Below are 19,591 nucleotides of genomic sequence, written 5' to 3'. Positions count from 1 at the left end.
GGGGCTACCTCCGATTTATCTGCTTGGGATCGAGCGCATCGCGCAATCCATCGCCGAGCAGGTTGAATGCGAGGCTGACAGACAGGATCGAGATGCCCGGGAAGGTGACGAGCCACCAACTGTCCAGCATGTACCGGCGGCCGGTTGCGATCATCGCGCCCCATTCGGGCAGCGGCGGCTGGGCGCCGAGGCCGAGGAAACCGAGGCCGGCAGCCGTGAGGATGACGGTCGCCATGTTGAGGGTCAGGCGGATGAGGACCGAAGGCAGGCACATGGGCATGATCGACTTGAAGATGATGCGCGCCGGCGATGCCCCCTGAAGTCTTGCGGCAGAAATGTAATCTGCCTTGCGGAAGGTCATTGCCTCGGCGCGGGCAAGCCGAGCGATCGGTGGCCAGGAGGTCAGCGCGATGGCGACAATGGCGTTGTTGAGGCTTGGGCCTAGCGCCGCGACGAAGGCGAGCGAGAGAATGAGGCTCGGAAACGACAGGAAAATGTCGGTGATGCGCATCATCACCGTATCGATCTTGCCACCGAGATAGCCGGCGGTCGTACCGATGATGAGGCCGATGGGGCCGACGACGATCGACACGAGGAAGATGATTGTCAGCGTGATGCGGGCACCCCAGACAAGGCGGCTGAAAATGTCGCGGCCAAGCTCGTCGGTACCGAAGACATGCCCGTTGCCCGGCGGCTGCAGCGTTTTGGCAAGATCCTGCACATAGGGGTCGTGCGTGGCGATCAAAGGTGCAAAGGCAGCTACCAGAATGAGCAGCACCAGGACGGCGAGGCCGAATGTCGAGGTCGGGCTTTTCAAAAGGAACAGCACGATGTTCTTCAATGCGTGCAACGGAGCCGGCAGGCGGAACGTAGGTTCGGTGCGGGTAGACATCAGCGTGTCCTTGGATCGAAGATGCGGTAGAGAACGTCGGACAGTAGATTGAGCCCGATGAAGATGACGCCGACGATCAATACGCAGGTCATGACGGCATTCATGTCGCCGGTGATGAGATTGTTGGTGAGATACTGACCAAAGCCCGGCCAGGCAAAGACGGTCTCGATAAGGACCGCTCCTTCGAGCAGTGAACCGTAGGCGAGCGCGATGATGGTGACGAGCTGAACCCGGATATTGACGAAGGCGTGCTGCCAGATCGTCTGATTGCGCGAAAGCCCCTTCACTCTCGCGGTCGTCACATATTCCTGCCCGAGTTGATCGAGCATGAAACTGCGGGTCATGCGGGTGATGTAGGCGGAGGAGGAATAGCCAAGTAGCGCCGCTGGCAGGATGATGTGGTTCACCGCGGACCAGAAGACGTCCATCTCGCCGGCGATCAGGCTGTCGATCAAGAGAAAGCCGGTACGCTCTTCGACGAGACCGATGTAGAACTGGTCCATCCGCCCGCTGCCGCCGACCAGCCCGAGATGGGCGTAAAAGACGATGAGCGCAATCATACCTGTCCAGAAGATCGGCATCGAATGGCCGAAAAGGCTGAAGACACGCACCACATGATCCGGCCAACGATCCTTGTTGACGGCGGCAAAGACGCCAAGCGGCACACCCAGGCCTGCTCCAATAAGGATTGCGAAAGTGGCCAGTTCGATCGTCGCCGGCATGACATGAAGGATGTCCTGTATGACCGGCTGACCGGTGCGAATAGAGGTACCGAAATTGCCGGTGAAGACATCGCCTAGGTAATATATGAACTGTTCCCAAAGAGGACGGTCCAGGCCGAGCGCGTTGTAGACCTGTTCATAGGTCTCGCGGGTCGCATCTTCTCCGACTATGGCCCGCACCGGATCAGCGGGCATGAGCCGGCCAATGAAAAAAGTCAGGAGAAGCAGGCCGAGAAGCGTGACCGCAATGGTCCCGATCTGCCCGGCCGCTCCGTAGAAGCGTATGCGACGTAAAGACATGAATCCTCCGTTTGTCATCCGCCGGAAGGTGAGGCGGTACAGGCTCCCGTCCTGTATGACAACTTAAGGAAATCTGTCACAGGTTATGGGTACTGTCAAGCTAATCTGCTCACAGGAAGTCGTCTCGGCGGGGTGTGAAGCAGTCAATAAGTTCGCCGGTCTCCAGGCATTGGCACCCATGCTCAGTGTTTGAGGGGATGACGAGACTATCGCCGGCCTTCAATTCATGGGCTTCGCCGTCACGGAAAAAGCGGAAACGGCCACGCGAGACGTAGGTGGATTGAACGTGCGGATGGCTATGTAGTCGGCCGCTAGCGCCGCTTTCGAAGCGGAAAGATACGACCATGATCTCCGGTGAGTGCGAAAGAACTTGCCGGGTAACGCCAGTATCGGTCGAGATCGCGGGATAGGTGGGAAGGGTCATGGATGCCTCGTTGATGATGTACGACATCTCCAACATACATGCATTGCAGGCTGTATGACAAGCTAAGACAGGTTGACCTCTTCGGGGGCCAGTGTGCGCGAGCGCAGCAATACCTTGTAGCGATCCAGGCTGCCGCGAAGATGGGCGCGCATGCGCTCGCGCGCAGTGTCGCTATTGCCTTCGATAATGGCATCCACGATCAGGCCGTGCTCTTCCTGAAGGTGAAGGTTATAGTCCTTCGGGCGCGAGCCGGGAGCGGAGCCTTGCAGTTCGCCTCGAGGAATGATGCCGGACCGGATGAGCTGCAGGAATTCGGGAAAGCGACGGTTCTGCGTAGCCTCCGCGATGGCGAGATGCAGTTCGAAATCGGCGTCACGGGTGGGGCTCCCGGTGGCGAGGCATTCGCCAACGTGGTGATGGGCCTCGAGGATCGCCTCGATCTGTGCAGCAGAACGGCGCGAGGCCGCAAGCCCGGCGGACTCCACCTCAAAGACTGTCCTAAGCTCCAAAAGCTCTATGACCGAGGAAATTCGCTCGGTGGTCAGGTCCTTGAATGGTTGTTTCTTGTCTTCGAGCGTCTGCAGCGCGAAGATGCCGGCGCCCTTGCGCGCTTCCACCAGGCCGTCGGCGCGAAGGATTGCAATTGCTTCGCGCACTACGGTGCGGCTCACGGAATATTCGCGTGTGAGCGCACTTTCGCTCGGAAGCCGGTCGCCGGGCTGGAAGACGCCTTCGGTCAGGTCGCGACGCAGATCGGCGCTGATCTTTGCCGCCAGCGACGTGCCTCTCGCGTGATTGTTTTGGGCTTCCATTGCTGCTTCACCTGCATTGAACCTGTCTGGCATGTTATCGGTTATCTGTCCGAATGCAAGGGCAGGCTGTCTAAACCTGTACCTCAGCGAAGCACTCGTAGCATGGCGCGGTACCGCGCCTGACTGTTCTTCAGGTGAGCGCGCATGGCTGAGCGAGCCAGTGTTTCGTCGCCATTTTGAATGGCGACGAGGATCGCTTCATGTTCGTCCACGAGCCGCTCGATATCGGCCAAGGGCAGCGTCGTCTCCACGCCGTTCTCGGTCACCGCCCGGCGCGGAATAAGCGTTGGACCGAGCATCTGCAGGAATTCTGCGAAGCGCGGGTTGTTGGTGGCCTGAGCAATCGCGAGGTGGAAGGCAAAATCGGTCTCTGCGCTCGGTCGGCCCTCCGCGGAACTCGTGCGGAAAGCATCGAGGGCCTCGATGATCTTTTCCTCCTGTCCGGGCGAGCGGCGAAGCGCGGCAAGGGCTGCAGCATCTCCTTCTACGGCGGTGCGAAGTTCGAGCATCTCGATCAGCGAAGATACGCGCGCCAGATCGACGTTTTGAAACGGACGGCGGGTGGCAAGCGTTGGATCGAGAACAAAGACGCCCGCTCCTTGGCGTGGCTCCACCAGTCCGTCGGAACGAAGTGCTGCAATTGCTTCGCGCACGACCGTGCGGCTGACGCCGAATTCCTGCGTCAGTTGGGCCTCGGAGGGCAGCCGATCACCCGGCTTGTGATGACCCTTGGACATTCGTGCGCGAAGCGCGTCTGCAACCTTGACCACCAGCGTCGTGGTTGGCAGCGGAGCCGGTTCGTGGGTGGTCACTTTCGTCATGCGTGCCGCCATTCGGTGAATAAGGCGGGAATCCGCCGTTGATTGTGGATACGCCATTGCCCCACAACGGCGCAATCCGTGCCTAGATCGATTTGAGGTCGTCCGGCTGCAGCTCCTCAGGCAGGTTCTGGTAGCAGACGGGCCTGAGGAACCTTCGGATGGAAAGGGTTCCAACGGACGTTGCGCCGAAGTTTGTGGATGCCGGATAGGGGCCGCCGTGGACCATGGCATCGCAGACTTCGACCCCGGTCGGGTAACCATTTGCCAGAACACGCCCCGCCTTGCGCTCCAGGATCGCCAACAGGCTGCGTGCAACTTGCGTGTCGCCCGCATCAAGATGCAACGTGGCGGTAAGCTGGCCATTGAAGCTCTTTGCTACGGCAATCATCTCCTCGATAGTCTCGACCGTCACAATAAGGCCGAGCGGACCAAACACTTCTTCGGAAAGTAGATGGTTGGAGAGCCAGTCCTCGGCGGAAACGCGGAAGAGGAAGGGTGTGGCGTCGCGCTGGTCGCAGGTGGTGGTCAAGACCGCGCGCACACCGGCACCGGCAGCGATGCGCATGCTTCCCTCGCGATAGGCTTTGGCCATGCCGTCATTCAGCATCACCTGCGGACCAACCCCTGAGAGCGCGGAACGGGTCGCTTCGGCGAACGTGTCGACCTGATCGGAAAGGATAATGGCGATGCCCGGATTGGTGCAGAATTGCCCGGCGCCGATCGTCAGCGAACTCGCCCACCCTTTTGCGATTTCCGCGCCGCGGGCTTTCAGCGCTTCCGGCAGGATGAACATCGGGTTCACCGAGCCCAGTTCGCCGAAGAAGGGAATGGGTTCGGGACGTGAGACGCAGAGATCGAAGAGAGCGCGACCGCCGGCGAGCGAACCGGTAAAGCCGACCGCTTTGACGAGCGGATGCGTGACGAGTGCGGTGCCGACATCGCGACGACCGCCTTGGATCAAAGAGAAGACGCCCGGGTGGAGGCCAAGTCTCCTGATGGCGGCATCGGCGGCTTCCGCCACGATCTCACTTGTGCCGGGATGGGCGGAGTGACCCTTGACGATGACCGGACACCCGGCGGCAAGCGCTGAGGCGGTGTCGCCGCCCATCGTCGAGAAGGCAAGCGGGAAGTTGGAAGCGCCGAACACGGCGACCGGGCCGATTGGGCGCTGCATCAAACGAATATCCGGTCGGGGCAGGGGGGTGCGGTTCGGCAGCGCCTCGTCATGGCGCCTGTCCAGATGTTCGCCCTTGCGGATGTGGGAAGCGAAGAGGCGCAGCTGACCCGTGGTGCGGCCGCGCTCGCCTTCAAGGCGGGCTGCGGGCAAGCCGGTTTCCGAGGCGCCGATCTCAGTGATCTTGGCGCCACGGACCTCGATTTCGTCGGCAATTGTGTCGAGGAAGGCAGCGCGCGTCTCGCGGGACGAATAACCGTAGGACCAGAAGGCTTCCTCGGCGGATTCGGCCGCCGTGTTCACCAGTTCGACGGTGCCGACGGAAAAGTCAAAGGCATCGCCGTGGGCGGGCTCGCTGCGGAATTTGATCTGTGCTGCGCGCCATTCGCCGGCGATCAGGTGTTTGCCATGTGGCTCATAGGTCATTTCTTACTCCTTGAATATCGGATTGTTTACGAAGTCGCCGCCCTGGAAGCGGGACGTCGGGTCGCTGGGGTCGGGTCTCGGGGTGAGGGCCTCAATGTGGGTGCGATGGGCCTCGGCATTGTCTTTGGGCTTCCAGCCCAGCCAGCCAAGATGCGAGTTGTCCCACCAGCCGGCGTCGTTGGCCGAGCTGCCCCAGATGACCGGGCAGCCAAGGGTCGACACGCGGAAAATTGCCTCGATCATCGAAGCGAAATCGTCGTGAGAGAGAAAGGTCGACAGCATTCGATAGTTCGTTGGCTCGAGCGTACAGGAGCCGATGCGTACCAGGGCGGTTTCTTGGCCAAATTTGTCGAAGTACAGGCGAGCGAGGGCCTCGCCGAAGCATTTGGAGACCCCATAGAGTCCGTCCGGGCGGTATGGGGCGTCTGGCCCGAGCCGCTCGGTCTGCGGATAGTAGCCGATCGTGTGGTTGGAACTCGCAAAGACGATGCGGGGCTGACCGTGAGAGCGTGCAGCTTCATAAAGATTGTAAAGGCCGACAATATTGCCGGCAAGGATCTGGTCGAAGGGCCGTTCGACGGAAACGCCGCCAAGGTGGACGATGCCGTCGCAGCCGGCGACCATCTCATGGACTGCTGCTGCGTCAGAAAGATCGCAGGACATGCACTCCTCATCGCGCTCGGGCGGGTCAAGCCGAGCAAGATCCGCAAGGCGAATTGTATCGGCGAGAGGCGCAAGCCGTTTGCGCATGACCCGGCCCAGCTGGCCCGCCGCGCCGGTGATCAAAAGGCGTCTCATTTGGGGTATTCCTTTGCGCATTGCCGCATTGCCAGGCACGGCACCGCAGCCATTTCGACCTGCCAATGGCGTGAACCGGCAGAGCCTCAACCTTCTAGCGGTCTTCGTGCCCGAAAAAGCTGCCATCGTTTCACTCGAAACCACATTCGGTCTCGCGTCATTCCTGCGGGCACCTTGACCTCCGATGACATATCATACAATAACGGTAACACATATTATATGTTGTCGACAACTTGAAGGAGGAATTTATGCTGACTGTTGAAACAAGGCAGGCGGTCAACCCGGAATACGCCAAAACACTCGATACATCCGGACTTCGGAAGCATTTCTTGGCCCAGGATATGTTCAGGGCCGGAGAGATCCGACTGGTCTACACCCACTACGATCGTTTCGTGATCGGTGGAGCGGTGCCGGGTGATGCGCCCCTGACGCTTGACAAGGTGGAGGAAACGAAGACCCCGCTGTTTCTCGATCGCCGTGAAATGGGCATCGTCAACATTGGCGAGACCGGTACTGTTGCCGCCGGCGGGCAGACCTATACCTTGAACCGGGGCGATGTGCTTTATCTCGGTGCCGGATCGGGGGCGGTCACCTTTGCTGGCAAGGGCCGGTTCTATATCACGTCCTGCCCGGCCCATCGCAGCCTGCCGGCGCGCCTCATCACGGCCGCCGAAAGCAAGGAAGTGAAGATGGGCGCATCGGAAACCTCCAACAAGCGCACCATCAATCAGTTCATCCATCCGCTCGTGATGGAAAGCTGCCAACTGGTGCTCGGCTATACCACGTTGGAGGACGGTTCCGTCTGGAACACCATCCCTTCGCATATCCATGACCGTCGCATGGAGGCCTATCTCTATTTTGGTATGGATGAAAAATCCCGGGTGCTTCACCTGATGGGCGAGCCCCAGGAGACCCGCCACCTGTTCATCTCGAATGAGCAAGGCGCGCTTTCCCCACCCTGGTCCATCCACTCCGGCGCGGGCATCGGCTCCTACACATTCATCTGGGCCATGGCTGGCGACAACGTCGACTACACCGACATGGACTTCATCCAACCGGAGGATCTGAAATGATAAATTCCTTTTCACTTCAAGGGCGTAAAGCTCTTGTCACGGGATCGAATACCGGACTTGGTCAAGCGATTGCGGCAGGACTTGCTGCCGCAGGCGCCGAGGTGATCTGCGCGGCCCGCCGCTCGCCCGACGAAACTCTGGATTTGATCGGCAGGGCCGGCGGCAAGGCGAGTGGCATGCAGCTCGACTTCAAGGATCCCATGGCGGCACGAGACATATTTGTCGGCCGGGACATCGATATCCTCGTCAACAACGCCGGCATCATCCGACGGGCGGATGCGGTGGATTTCACCGAGGAGGACTGGGACGCGGTCGTCGATGTGAACCTGAAGGCATTGTTTTTCACGACCCAGGCGTTCGCAAAGGAGTTGTTGGCCAAGGAGCGGTCTGGAAACGTGGTCAATATCGCTTCGCTTCTTTCCTTCCAGGGCGGTATCCGCGTTCCCTCCTACACGGCCGCAAAACACGGCGTCGCCGGTCTCACCAAATTGCTTGCCAACGAATGGGCGGCGAAGGGCATCAATGTCAACGCAGTTGCCCCCGGCTACATCGAGACCAACAATACCGAGGCGCTACGCGCCGATGCCGCGCGCAACAAGGCAATCCTCGATCGCATCCCTGCCAATCGTTGGGGTCGCCCCGAGGACATCGCAGGGGCGGTGGTCTTCCTCTCCTCGCCAGCGGCGAATTACGTCCACGGTGCGGTCCTCAATGTCGACGGCGGCTGGTTGGCGCGTTAATCGACGGCTCGTGGCAATTTGTCATTTAACTTGTATGATGACTTATTGACATATGTATGATGTCTAGCTATGGCTACGGTCAGTTAAATGCACAGAGGAATACTGAAATGACCCCCGAACAAATCAAGGTTGCTCTTGGCTCCGGCCTTCTTTCCTTCCCGGTCACGCATTTCGATGCGCAAGGCCGCTTTGCGCCAGAAAGCTACAAGGCGCATGTCGAGTGGCTCGCGGGTTACAAGGCCCCGGTGCTTTTCGCAGCCGGTGGCACGGGGGAGTTCTTCTCGTTGCGGCCAGATGAAATCCCAGGCATCGTCGCATCCGCCAAGGAGGCTGCAGGCGAAACCGCCATCGTGTCGGGTTGTGGCTACGGCACCGAAATCGCTGTCGATATCGCCCGATCGGTCGAGAAGGTTGGGGCCGACGGCATCCTGCTACTGCCGCACTATCTTATCGATGCGCCTCAGGAAGGGCTCTATGCCCACATTAAGAAAGTCTGCCAGTCGGTCGGTATCGGCGTCATGGTCTATAACCGTGACAATTCGGTGCTGCAGGCCGATACGCTTGCCCGGCTGTGCGACGAATGCCCGAACCTGATCGGCTTCAAGGACGGCACGGGTGACATCGGGCTTCTGCGCCAGGTTACCGCAAAGATGGGCGATCGCCTGATGTATCTCGGCGGCATGCCCACGGCCGAGCTTTTTGCCGAAGCCTATCTCGGCGCCGGCGTCACCACCTATTCATCCGCCGTGTTCAACTTCGTACCGGGCCTTGCCAACGAGTTCTACGTGGCACTGCGCGCCGGCGACCGCTCTACTTGCGAGCGCATCCTGGTGGATTTCTTCTATCCGTTCATGGCGATCCGCAACCGGGTGAAGGGCTACGCCGTCTCGGCGATCAAGGCCGGCGTGCGGCTACAGGGCTTCGACGCGGGACCGGTGCGCGCGCCGCTGGTGGACCTGACGGATGAGGAACTGGGCATGCTCGACAAGCTCATCGGCGGGCAGAAACGCAAGGTCTGATACCGCGACTTCCGGAGGAATGCATGAAGATCACCGCCGTTCGCACGCATCTCTTGGAACACCGGCTCGACACGCCGTTCGAAAGCGCCTCGATGCGCTTTGACCGCCGTGCTCATGTCCTGGTGGAGATAGAATGCGATGATGGAACGATCGGCTGGGGCGAATGTCTCGGTCCGGCAAAACCCAACGCGGCGGTGGTCGCAGCCTTTTCGCCCTGGCTTATCGGTCAGGACCCGCGCTCAACCGAGAAAATCTGGGCCGTGCTCTACAATGCACTGCGCGATCAGGGACAGCGTGGTCTCACCGTCACCGCACTGTCGGGCATCGACATCGCGTTGTGGGACATCAAAGGCAAGCACTACGGCGCCTCGATCTCCATGCTGCTTGGTGGACGCTGGCGGCAAAGCGTGCGCGCCTATGCCACGGGTAGCTTCAAGCGTGACGGCGTCGATCGGGTTGCCGACAACGCCAACGAAATGGCGGAGCGCCGCACACAGGGGTTCCACGCCTGCAAGATTAAAATTGGTTTCGGCGTCGACGAGGATCTGCGCGTCATCCGCGCTGTTCGCGAGGCGATAGGCTCCGAAATGCGCCTGATGATCGACGCCAATCACGGTTACACCGTCACCGAAGCGATCCGGCTCGGCAAAGCAGCAGCGGAGTATGATATCGACTGGTTCGAGGAGCCGGTGGTGCCCGAACAGCTGTCGGCCTACCAGGAGGTTCGCACATGTCAGCCGATCCCCGTTGCGGGTGGCGAGACCTGGCATACAAGGTTCGGCATGTGGCAGGCGCTGGAGGCCCGTGCGGTCGACATTCTCCAGCCCGATCTCTGCGGCTGCGGCGGCTTTTCCGAAGCGCAAAAGATCGCAAGCCTGGCGACACTTCATGGTATCCGCGTCGTGCCACATGTCTGGGGGACAGGCGTGCAGATCGCCGCGGCACTGCAATTCATGGCAACGATGGTGCCCGATCCGGTCCGCGCCAATCCGATCGAGCCGATCCTGGAATTCGACCGAACGGAGAATCCATTCCGGCAGGCGGTGCTTAAGACACCACTGGAGGCGGTCAATGGCGTCGTCACTATTCCAGATGGTCCAGGTCTCGGGATCGAGATCAATCGTGATGCCCTCGTCGAATTCAAGATGCTCCAATCGTGAAACGAACGAGCGCAGTCTTCCAGCACGCGTACCGCGTTTGCAAAGCGGCGCTTTAGACGCAGCGTGGCCGTGAACTAGGCTGACTCCGATGGATCTAAGGGGTCCTGGCCCGCTAGCTTCATAATTTCGATCGTCCGTTTATCGCTTCTCGATCGTGCGGGCGGTTGCAAGGCGTATTTCCTGCTCCGGTTCGTCGAGTTGCATCAAGTCGCCATGCCGGCTCTGATGAACCTTGTTCAGGTGGTCGCGGGGGCTGAGCCCAAGTGTGCGCTTGAACATGCGCGAGAAGTAATAGGGGTCTGCATAGCCGACCTCCGCAGCCGCAGCCGCAACCGAAAGCCCTCCTTCCAGAAAATGCATCGCGCGCTCCATTCGCTTGAGCTCCTGGTATTTGCGTGGCGTGCGGCCGACGCGCTTCTGGAATTCGCGCAGAAAATAATCGTAGTTGTAGGGTGCGGCATCGACCGCCCTCATGGCGATGTCGGTTTCAAGCGGATTGGCCGAGATCATCGTTGCTGCCTTCATCACCGCAAGGTCAATCGCATCCGCGCCCTCCGGCTGGTAGGTCGCGTGGTCGCGCCACCCGAGAAACGCATCCTCGATGAAGGCGATGAGAAGGACCATGAAAAGATGGTGCTGGCCGAGCGATACCGAGGAAGGGGGCGCGCTCTGACGATAGTGACGGGCAATCGGTTCCAGAAACGGCCAGCGGCTCAGATGCAGGTTGGGCCTCAGTTGCATCTGCTCGATGAGATTGTGACGACCATAGATGTCGAGCGTAAAGTGCTGCGCCACGCCGATATAGGTTTCGCGCCCTTCATTCCAGCCGATGAAGTGTTGGCCGCCGCTGATCAGCATGGCGTCGCCCCGCTCCATCACACGTGGTTCGCCGTCGATCAGATAATGACCGCGGCCCTCAAGGCAAATGACGAGATCGTCGACCGGATTGGATTTGTCGATCCGCCAGGTTTGCGAATGCTCCATGCGGATCGCCGCGCGCGTCAGGTTGAGCGTCAACGCCGCGGCGGGAATCGCCGATAGAATGCCACCTTCGATTTCGTCCATCTTTTTCCTTCCCTTTGTGAATTCATTCTGATCTGAAAATAGCCCAATGTCACCGAATAAACCGTGTCTTCTGGGGAGGAGATCGGTTCGTGGTATAGAAACGTGGCGTTCCGCCCATTCTTCCTGCACCGAATTGGGAGCCAGATTTGTACAAAATTGCATCTATGCAGGCTGCGCTCAAGGGCTGCCCGGGAGGGATGTCATGAAGATGCAGCGCCTTATGGGGCTGGGCTATCTCGCCCCGTATATCATTGGTCTTCTGGTCTTCACGGCGATCCCTTTCATCGGGTCGCTGTACCTGAGCTTTACCAGCTATGACCTTATGAGCGAACCTCGGTGGACGGGGATTGCCAATTATGAACGGCTCTTCACACGCGATCGCACCTTCACGAAGTCGCTGAACGTCACACTGCTTTATGTGTTCCTGACGGTACCGTTGAAGCTTGCCTTCGCGCTCTTCATCGCCGCGATCCTAAATTACAAGCTGATGTTCATCGGTCTCTTCCGAACCGCCTTCTACGTTCCCTCCATCCTCGGCGGCTCGATCGCCATTGCCGTTCTGTGGCGCTACATCTTCGCCACGGAGGGACTTGCCAACATGGCGCTGACGACGGTCGGTTTTTCTCCGATTGACTGGTTTGGTGATCCGACGAACGCGCTGTTCACGATTACGCTATTGCGATGCTGGCAGTTCGGATCAGCCATGGTGATCTTCCTCGCCGCCCTGCAGTCGATAGACAAGTCGCTTTACGAGGCAGCAGCCATCGACGGCGCGGGCAAGGTGCGCACCTTCTTCTTCATCACGTTGCCACTGCTGACCCCCGTCATTTTCTTCAACCTCATCATGCAGATGGTTCAAGCCTTCCAGGAGTTCAACGGACCTTACATCATCACGCAGGGTGGTCCGCTGAAGGCGACGTATCTGCTGCCGCTCTACATCTACGACGAGGCCTTCAAGAAGTTCAACATGGGCTATGCCTCGGCCATAGCATGGGTGCTCTTCACCATCGTCACCGCCCTGACCCTCGTTGCCTTCTGGTCATCGAAGAAATGGGTCTTTTACGCAGGCGACAAGAGGAGCTGACCGCAAATGACCGATCTTGCAACCTTCAACGATCTCCAGGCCGCCCGCAGGGCAAGGCTACGTCTCGTCTCGACGGCGGTCCGTTATGTCCTGCTCTTTGCAGTCGGCTTCGTCATGCTCTATCCGCTCATCTGGCTGGTTGGCGCGAGCTTCAAGACAAATTCCGAAATCTTCGCAGGTGCGGGCTTCCTGCCGGAGAACCCGACTGCCGAAGGTTACATCAAGGGCTGGCAGACATCGACACCCTATACGTTCGGCCGGTTCTTCTGGAATTCCTTCCTGATCATCCTGCCAAAGGTGATCGGGACGGCCATCTCCTGCACGCTGGCGGCCTATGCGTTCGCCCGTTTCGATTTCCCGTTCAAGAAGATCCTCTTCGGCTCGGTCATCGCAATCCTGCTGTTGCCCAATGTCGTTACCCGCATTCCTCAATATCTCCTGTTCCGTGATCTTGGCTGGCTCGACAGTTTTCTGCCGCTCTGGGTGCCGTCGGCACTCGCTGGCGACGCCTTCTTCGTTTTCATGTTGGTGCAATTCCTGCGCTCATTGCCAACAGACATGGAGGAGGCGGCACGGGTGGATGGTGCCAACAGCATCCAGACGCTGATCTATATCGTGGTCCCGATGCTCGCCCCGGCACTGATTTCGGTGTGCCTGTTCCAGTTCATGTGGACCATGAACGATTTCCTCGGGCCGCTGATCTATCTGTCCTCGGTGGACAAGTATCCGGTCAGCCTCGCCCTCAAGCTTTCGATCGACACGACCGAAGCTTTCGAATGGAACCGCATCCTCGCGATGTCGGTGCTCACGATCGCCCCTGCTCTGATCGTGTTCTTTGCTGCGCAACGTTACTTCATTGAAGGGATCTCCTCCGGGGGGATCAAGGGCTGAACATGGCTAAGGTTCAACTGAAAAATCTCGAAAAGGTCTATGGCAACGCCTTCAAGGCGGTCCATGGCATCAATCTCGACATCCACGACGGCGAGTTCATGGTTTTCGTCGGTCCGTCGGGCTGCGCCAAATCGACGACGCTGCGCATGGTGGCTGGACTTGAGGAGATTTCCGGCGGGGAAGTCCTCATTGGGGATCGGCGCGTCAACGATCTGCCGCCGGGCAAGCGCTCAATTGCCATGGTCTTCCAGAACTACGCCCTCTACCCTCATATGAAGGTTCGCGGCAACCTGGCCTTCGGGCTCAAGATCGCCGGCAAGCCGAAGGCGGAGATCGAGGCCGCGATCAAGCAAGTGGCCGAGATTCTTGAGATCGAGCCGCTTCTCGACCGCCTTCCCAAGCAGCTTTCAGGCGGTCAGGCCCAGCGCGTGGCTCTCGGTCGCGCGCTCATCAAGAAGCCGGGCGTCTTCCTGTTCGATGAGCCACTATCCAATCTCGACGCCAAGTTGCGAGCCTCGATGCGCGTCCGCATAACCGACCTGCATCGCCAGCTCAAAGCGGAGGGCTTGTCGTCGACGGTCATCTACGTGACGCATGATCAGACCGAGGCCATGACGATGGGGGATCGCATATGCGTCATGCAGGCCGGTCACATCATGCAGGTGGCCACGCCCAAGGAACTCTACGATCGCCCGGCGAACCTGTTCGTTGCCGGCTTCATTGGCAGTCCGGAAATGAACCTTGTCGACGCCCGGCTCGACGGATCGTCCTTTTCGATCGGCAGCCAGACCTTGCCGCTCGGACCACACCTTGAAGGCCGGCTTTCGGCCCGCCCGACAGAAGCCGTGATAGGCACCCGACCACAGCATCTATCGCTGGCGGCGGACGGGCCGGCGCTCACCGCGAAGCTCACTAATGCTGAGTTCATGGGGCACGAGGTCTATCTCCACGCTGATCTCGAGGGTCGCAAGGTGGTGAGCGTCGTCGGCGCAGCCGAGTTCGAGGCACTGGGAGGGGCGGAGATCATCCGCCTTCGTCCCGATCCGGAACGATTGCACATTTTCGACAAGACTGACGGTCGCAACGTGTCGCTTTGAGGAGGCGGCGTTGGGCCATACACCAAGAAGGAGGAGAACCATGAAGACTGCGAAAACCTTAGCTGCATTGACCGGCGTCGCCTATGGCGCGCTCACGTTCGGTGCTACCGCTGGCGCCGCCGAACTGCGCATGGCGTGGTGGGGCGGTGATAGTCGTCACGTAGCCACTCAAAAGGCGACAGCTGCCTGCGGCCAGAAATACGGCCACACGGTCAAGGGTGAGTTCACCGGCTTTGACGGCTACCTCGAAAAACTGACGACGCAAATGGCCGGCAGGACCGAAGCTGATATCGTTCAGGTCAACTGGCCGTGGCTGCCGCTGTTTTCCAAGAATGGCGAGGGGTTCGCCGACCTTCGCACGCTAAAGGCAATCGACCTGTCCAACTGGACGGAAGGCGATCTCGCGGCCGGTTCGATGAATGGGGTCCTGCAGGGGCTATCTGTCTCGACGACGGGTCGTGTCTTCTTCTTCAACGCGACGACCTTCGAAAAGGCAGGCGTCGAAATTCCGAAGACCTGGGACGAGTTCTTCGCCGCAACCGCGACCATCAAGGACAAGCTCGGCAAGGACCACTACACCTTCAACGCGGTGAAGGAGACTGCCCAATTGCTGGTGACCCTTGCTGTCGTGCAGAAGACTGGCAAGGATCTCGTCGATCAGACAAGCAACCGCGTAGCATGGACGCCAGAGGAACTCGCCGAAGGCATCTCCTTCCTCGGCAAGCTGGTGGAAACCGGCGCGATCCGCTCGCAGAAGGAGGAGGCCGCCGACGGCAACGTCAATCTGTTTGAAAAGCCCTCCTGGGCCGAAGGCAAGGTCGCCGGCTCGTACGAATGGGATTCAACTTACTCCAAGTATGCCGACCCGTTGAAGGATGGTCAGGTTCTCAAGCCTGTACCAATGCTGAAGCTTTCGGATGCGGTTACCGAAGGCGTCTATCGCAAGCCTTCCATGGTGTTTTCGATCTCCAAGAACTCGAAGAACCAGGATGCGGCGGCGCAGATCGTCAACTGCCTCCTGAACGAGCCGGAAGGCATCGATGCTCTAGGCACCTCGCGCGGTCTTCCTGCGTCGAAAGCGGCCGCCGCCAGATTGGGCGACAAGGGCGAACCCGAGGTTCGCGCCGCCAATGCGATCGTCATGGCCGCCACGGGGCCGATGGTTTCGCCCTTCAATGAACACCCAGAAATTCGTGCCACGTTCATCGATACGCTTGAGGAGTACGCCTATGGCCAGATCAGCGCAGAAGATGGCGCCAAACAGATCATCGACACGGTGAACGACGTCCTGGCCGAGTTCGACTGACCATTGATACTGCCCGCCGCGGATGCCGCGGCGGGTCCTCCGTCCCTTGGCGGCACGCAACACGAGGCACGACATGACCCGACCTTCCATCATCGCGCACTCGGCGCGAACGGCGGCGCTATGCCTGCCGCAGCCCGGAGCCCTCTACCGTTTGAAATCGAGGACGGTCTGGCGGCTTTCATCCCCGGATGAGACCGGCGTCCTGCAACACGGAGAAGCCCTAACGGTCGTCACCCTTCTGCACGGGCTTCGCCCGGCTACCCGTTATCTTTTCGAGGCGGAAGGATTTCAGCCGCTGTCGTTTCAGACTGCGCCCTGCGCAGGTGTCGTCGAAGCAACCGATTTCGGACTCGTCGCCGATATTGCGCCTGACGATATCGACGGCGCGCGCAGCAATGCTGCGGCCCTTTGTGAAGCGGTCGCAGCCGTTCCAACCGGAGGCACGCTCCATCTCGGTCCTGGCCTGTGGACGTCCTTTCCACTTAGGCTCAAAAGTCAAATGACTTTGCACCTTGCCGACGGGGCGACCCTCCAAGCGCCTTCGGTGCGCGCGGGCTGGCCTGTTCTCCCTTCCCACGATCACAACGGTAGGATGCTTGGAAGTTGGGAAGGTCTGCCGGCGGCCTGCTTTAATGCCCCGGTAAACGCGGTGCAGGCGGATAACCTGGTGATCGAGGGCAGGGGCGTCTTCGACGGATCTGGCGACAGGGGCGATTGGTGGAGTTGGCCGAAAGAGACGCGTGACGGTGCGCGTCGCCCGCGTGGCCTGCATCTTATCAACTGCCGTGATGTGACACTGCTCGGTTTTACGATCCGCAATGCACCGTCCTGGACGATCCATCCGCAAGGCTGCGCTCGGCTGACCGCTGCCGGACTAACCATCGTTGCCCCAGCTGACAGCCCGAACACCGATGGGTTCAACCCTGAGAGCTGTCGTGAGGTCGTGATTGCGGGCGTGCGCTTTTCAGTCGGCGACGATTGCATTGCCGTCAAGGCAGGAAAACGCGGCCCGAACGGCGAGGCTGATCACCTTGCCGAAACGCGCGGCGTCCGTGTCAGTCACTGCCTGATGGAGCGTGGCCACGGCGGCCTGGTAATTGGCTCGGAGATGTCCGGCGGCGTCGTTGACGTCTCCGTCGAGGATTGCGAGATGATCGGCACCGATCGCGGCCTGCGGCTGAAGACCCGTCGCGGTCGCGGCGGGTCGATCACCAATATCGTAATGCGCCGCGTATTGCTCGATGGCGTCGAAACGGCGCTCTCAGCCAACGCTCACTATCATTGCGACGCGGATGGCCACGATGACTGGGTGCAGTGCCGTGAGCCGGCGGTCGTCAATTCTGGAACGCCGCTCATCGACGGCGTCATCATTGAAGATGTCGAGATCCGCGGGCTCGCCCATGCGGCGGGCGCATTTCTCGGACTGCCTGAAGCCCCGATCCGCAACGTTCGTATCCGCCGCCTTAAAATCACCTCGAGCAATCCCGCGGCAGTCGCAACGCCACCCATCATGGCCGATCGCGTGCGAGCCATGCGCCATGAGACGATTGTCAGCGAGCGGGCAGAGGTCGATTGCGACGATCCCTCCTTGTTGAGCGCTGCCCCCGTGTCCCTTCCTTTCGATGAGATGCTCTCGTGAACCCGACAGAATATTTCGACGAATTCGCCAAGCGTTATAACCACTATAAGGGCGGTAGCTGGTGCTACGAGGATGGTTGCGTCTATCGCGGCCTCAGTCTTCTTTTTGATGCGACAGGCGAAACGCGCTGGAAGGCGCATCTTCATCGTCTCGCCGATCAGCAGATCGCGGCCGATGGTGCGCTTTTGGGCTACGACCCCCAGGAATACAATATCGATAATATCCTGGCCGGGCGCGCCTTGTTCCCGTTGGCTGAAGGTGCCGATGATGTGCGCTACCGGTTGGCCGCCGATCGGCTGGCCGGGCAGCTGGAGACGCACCCCCGCATTCCCGCCGGCAATTACTGGCACAAGAAGCGCTATCCGCACCAGGTCTGGTTGGACGGGCTGTATATGGGACTGCCCTTCCAGATCGAATATGCGACGATGACCGGCCGCAAGGACCTGATCGCCGATGCGTTGCAGCAGTTTTCAACGGCTTTGGCACTCACGGCGACTACACGCGGCCTCTATGTTCATGGCTATGATGACAGCCGCCAGCAGCGCTGGGCTGACCCTGTGACAGGCAAGTCTCCCGCTGTCTGGGCCCGGGCCGTGGGCTGGCTGGCAATGGCAGTGGTCGATGCTCTGGCGACACTTCCTGTTGACCAGGCGACCGCGTCGTTGCGCCAGCGCGCCCGCTTGCTGCTAAAGGAGATCATGGCCCGCCAGGCAGCCTCGTCCGGCCTCTGGTATCAAGTGCTCGACGCGCCGGATCTGAAGGGCAACTACCTCGAAAGCTCTGCCTCGGTCATGTTTGCCTATTCGCTCTTGCGCGCCGCTCGTCTTGGTCTAGTCGAAGCGGACACTGCTGCGGGAGCGGCTGCGGCCGGGCAGCGCGCCCTTGACGCGCTGTTGAATACCCGGCTCGTTGCCGATGCCGAAGGGACCACCCGCTTCACGACCATTGTCCATGTCGCCGGTCTTGGAGGTTTCGAGGGCAGCTATCGCGACGGTTCACCGAGCTACTATCTCACCGAACCCATCGTTTCGGATGACGCCAAAGGTGTGGGGCCCTTGATGATGGCATATGCGGAAAGCCTGATGGCCGCTTCGTGAAGCCGCTTGATCAGTCGCTTTCACCAGGAACGAGATCCATGGGCCACAGGCATCGCGCGGATCTCTCGCGGTAGATCTCGGCAAAGGCCGGCATCGTCGCAAGCAGGGATTCGGCAAGTGCAATGCCAAGGTCGCGTAGCGACAGGCTGAACGATGTCAGTCGTGGCGACAGAAACTGCGAATGCGGGCTTTGACGCCCGATGATCGCCAGGTCGCACCCGGGTTTTAATCCGGCTTCGACCAGTCCGCGATAAAGCCCGACGGTAATGGCCTCGTTGATGAGGACGATTGCCGTCGGACGTGTCTCAAGCGCGCTCAGTTCCCGGGCGATCTGGTACCCCCCGGCCTCGTTGGGCGTCGAGCGGAAGACGTGACGCGCGTCGAGATTAAGGCCGTGCCGGGCGAGGGTGGCGCGGCACTGGTCCTCGAACACATAGCCAAGGTTCATGTCGTCGTGCGGACGGGTAACGGCGATATGCTTGTGTCCGCGCGCAACCAGCCGGTCGATAGATGCCTCGGCCATGCCTTCGAAATCGAGATCCAGCCAGGGCTGGCCGACATCGGTCAGGCTTCGTCCGAGCGTGATGAAGGGGATCTTGCGCTTTGCCAGCAGTTCGAAGCGGGCATCGTGGCGCCGGGTGGCCGACAGGATGATGCCGTCGGCAAAGCCGCGGGCGACGACGCGCTTCAGATAGTCGTTCGGATCCTCTTGCGAGGAGCAGAGCAAGGCGACCAGATCGAGCTTGTGACGAGCAAAGACGGTCTGAACGCCGTCGAAGACGCTCATGAAGAAGGTGTCGCCCTGGCCGGTGATTTCGGACCCCGTCTGCATCATGAAGCCGATGACGCCGGTCGTCCCCTTCCTCAGCGCACGGCCCGATTGGTTGGCGACATACCCGAGGGATTCCGCTGCTTCGAGGACTCTTTTTCGCGTCTCTTCGTTGACGTCGGGTTTGCCGTTCAGCGCGCGGGAGACCGTGCCGATCGAGATATCGAGGTGTTCGGCAAGTTGGCGAATCCCCTTCATTTTTCCGCGTTCCTCCCCAGACCC

19 protein-coding genes are annotated in these 19,591 nt (G+C 60.1%); 10 read left to right on the top strand and 9 right to left on the bottom strand.

Annotated features, from left to right (window positions below; genetic code table 11):
* Window positions 1–4: 4 nt before the first annotated feature.
* The 7 genes from ASD02_RS23390 to ASD02_RS23360 form a co-directional block, all read right to left on the bottom strand.
* Window positions 5–892 (bottom strand): ABC transporter permease, encoded by an 888-nt coding sequence (locus ASD02_RS23390; RefSeq protein ID WP_025430411.1) that lies wholly within the window; start codon window positions 890–892, stop codon window positions 5–7.
* Complete coding sequence (locus ASD02_RS23385) at window positions 892–1,914, bottom strand: ABC transporter permease (protein ID WP_025430410.1); 1,023 nt, start codon at window positions 1,912–1,914, stop codon at window positions 892–894. Before ASD02_RS23385 ends, ASD02_RS23390 begins: the two co-directional genes overlap by 1 nt.
* A gap of 109 nt (window positions 1,915–2,023) precedes the next feature.
* Window positions 2,024–2,338: a cupin domain-containing protein gene (locus ASD02_RS23380; RefSeq protein WP_057207316.1), complete on the bottom strand. Its 315-nt coding sequence runs from the start codon at window positions 2,336–2,338 to the stop codon at window positions 2,024–2,026.
* A 62-nt stretch (window positions 2,339–2,400) separates the two neighbouring features.
* Window positions 2,401–3,150: a FadR/GntR family transcriptional regulator gene (locus tag ASD02_RS23375; protein WP_057207033.1), complete on the bottom strand. Its 750-nt coding sequence runs from the start codon at window positions 3,148–3,150 to the stop codon at window positions 2,401–2,403.
* An 83-nt stretch (window positions 3,151–3,233) separates the two neighbouring features.
* A complete protein-coding gene (locus ASD02_RS23370) occupies window positions 3,234–3,971 on the bottom strand; it encodes a FadR/GntR family transcriptional regulator (protein ID WP_057221262.1) in 738 nt (245 codons plus the stop codon).
* An 82-nt stretch (window positions 3,972–4,053) separates the two neighbouring features.
* Window positions 4,054–5,571: an aldehyde dehydrogenase (NADP(+)) gene (locus ASD02_RS23365; RefSeq protein WP_057221122.1), complete on the bottom strand. Its 1,518-nt coding sequence runs from the start codon at window positions 5,569–5,571 to the stop codon at window positions 4,054–4,056.
* Window positions 5,572–5,574: 3 nt separating this feature from the next.
* Window positions 5,575–6,369, bottom strand: coding sequence for an NAD(P)-dependent oxidoreductase (locus tag ASD02_RS23360; protein ID WP_057221121.1), 795 nt, complete (start codon window positions 6,367–6,369; stop codon window positions 5,575–5,577).
* 248 nt (window positions 6,370–6,617) lie between these two features.
* Here ASD02_RS23360 and kduI point away from each other — a divergent pair, with 248 nt between their 5' ends.
* The 4 genes from kduI to ASD02_RS23340 all read left to right on the top strand — a co-directional run bounded on the left by kduI (window position 6,618) and on the right by ASD02_RS23340 (window position 10,361).
* Entirely contained in the window at window positions 6,618–7,442 is an 825-nt protein-coding gene (gene kduI / locus ASD02_RS23355) for a 5-dehydro-4-deoxy-D-glucuronate isomerase (RefSeq protein WP_057216783.1), read from the top strand.
* Entirely contained in the window at window positions 7,439–8,182 is a 744-nt protein-coding gene (kduD, locus tag ASD02_RS23350) for a 2-dehydro-3-deoxy-D-gluconate 5-dehydrogenase KduD (RefSeq protein WP_057207041.1), read from the top strand. The genes kduI and kduD overlap by 4 nt, the downstream gene beginning before the upstream one ends.
* Window positions 8,183–8,289: 107 nt before the next feature.
* On the top strand, window positions 8,290–9,201 hold the full coding sequence (gene kdgD / locus ASD02_RS23345) for a 5-dehydro-4-deoxyglucarate dehydratase (RefSeq protein ID WP_057207043.1): 912 nt from the start codon (window positions 8,290–8,292) through the stop codon (window positions 9,199–9,201).
* A 23-nt stretch (window positions 9,202–9,224) separates the two neighbouring features.
* Window positions 9,225–10,361, top strand: a complete 1,137-nt coding sequence (locus ASD02_RS23340) for a mandelate racemase/muconate lactonizing enzyme family protein (RefSeq protein WP_057221120.1) — start codon at window positions 9,225–9,227, stop codon at window positions 10,359–10,361.
* Window positions 10,362–10,499: 138 nt separating this feature from the next.
* Here ASD02_RS23340 and ASD02_RS23335 read toward each other — a convergent pair whose 3' ends face one another.
* Complete coding sequence (locus tag ASD02_RS23335) at window positions 10,500–11,426, bottom strand: helix-turn-helix domain-containing protein (RefSeq protein WP_057221119.1); 927 nt, start codon at window positions 11,424–11,426, stop codon at window positions 10,500–10,502.
* A gap of 202 nt (window positions 11,427–11,628) precedes the next feature.
* Between ASD02_RS23335 and ASD02_RS23330 the strand changes: the two genes are divergently transcribed.
* The 6 genes from ASD02_RS23330 (at window position 11,629) to ASD02_RS23305 (ending at window position 18,540) form a co-directional block, all read left to right on the top strand.
* Window positions 11,629–12,510 carry a sugar ABC transporter permease gene (locus ASD02_RS23330; RefSeq protein ID WP_057221118.1) on the top strand — a complete coding sequence of 294 codons (882 nt, stop codon included), beginning with the start codon at window positions 11,629–11,631 and terminating at the stop codon, window positions 12,508–12,510.
* Between the two features lie 6 nt (window positions 12,511–12,516).
* Complete coding sequence (locus tag ASD02_RS23325) at window positions 12,517–13,401, top strand: carbohydrate ABC transporter permease (RefSeq protein WP_057221117.1); 885 nt, start codon at window positions 12,517–12,519, stop codon at window positions 13,399–13,401.
* Between the two features lie 2 nt (window positions 13,402–13,403).
* Window positions 13,404–14,498, top strand: a complete 1,095-nt coding sequence (ugpC, locus tag ASD02_RS23320) for a sn-glycerol-3-phosphate ABC transporter ATP-binding protein UgpC (RefSeq protein WP_057221116.1) — start codon at window positions 13,404–13,406, stop codon at window positions 14,496–14,498.
* A 40-nt stretch (window positions 14,499–14,538) separates the two neighbouring features.
* Window positions 14,539–15,804, top strand: coding sequence for an ABC transporter substrate-binding protein (locus ASD02_RS23315; protein ID WP_057221115.1), 1,266 nt, complete (start codon window positions 14,539–14,541; stop codon window positions 15,802–15,804).
* Between the two features lie 73 nt (window positions 15,805–15,877).
* Window positions 15,878–17,443, top strand: a complete 1,566-nt coding sequence (locus tag ASD02_RS23310; RefSeq protein WP_057221114.1) for a glycoside hydrolase family 28 protein — start codon at window positions 15,878–15,880, stop codon at window positions 17,441–17,443.
* A complete protein-coding gene (locus tag ASD02_RS23305; protein WP_057221113.1) occupies window positions 17,440–18,540 on the top strand; it encodes a glycoside hydrolase family 88 protein in 1,101 nt (366 codons plus the stop codon). Before ASD02_RS23310 ends, ASD02_RS23305 begins: the two co-directional genes overlap by 4 nt.
* 10 nt (window positions 18,541–18,550) lie before the next feature.
* Here the strand turns inward: ASD02_RS23305 and ASD02_RS23300 are convergent, their stop codons facing one another.
* Window positions 18,551–19,567 carry a LacI family DNA-binding transcriptional regulator gene (locus ASD02_RS23300; protein ID WP_057221112.1) on the bottom strand — a complete coding sequence of 339 codons (1,017 nt, stop codon included), beginning with the start codon at window positions 19,565–19,567 and terminating at the stop codon, window positions 18,551–18,553.
* Window positions 19,568–19,591 lie beyond the last annotated feature (24 nt).

It is taken from the genome of Ensifer sp. Root1252, assembly GCF_001425885.1.
GTDB classification, from domain to species: Bacteria; Pseudomonadota; Alphaproteobacteria; order Rhizobiales; family Rhizobiaceae; genus Ensifer; species Ensifer canadensis.
This window is presented reverse-complemented; position numbering and strand designations above follow the sequence as displayed.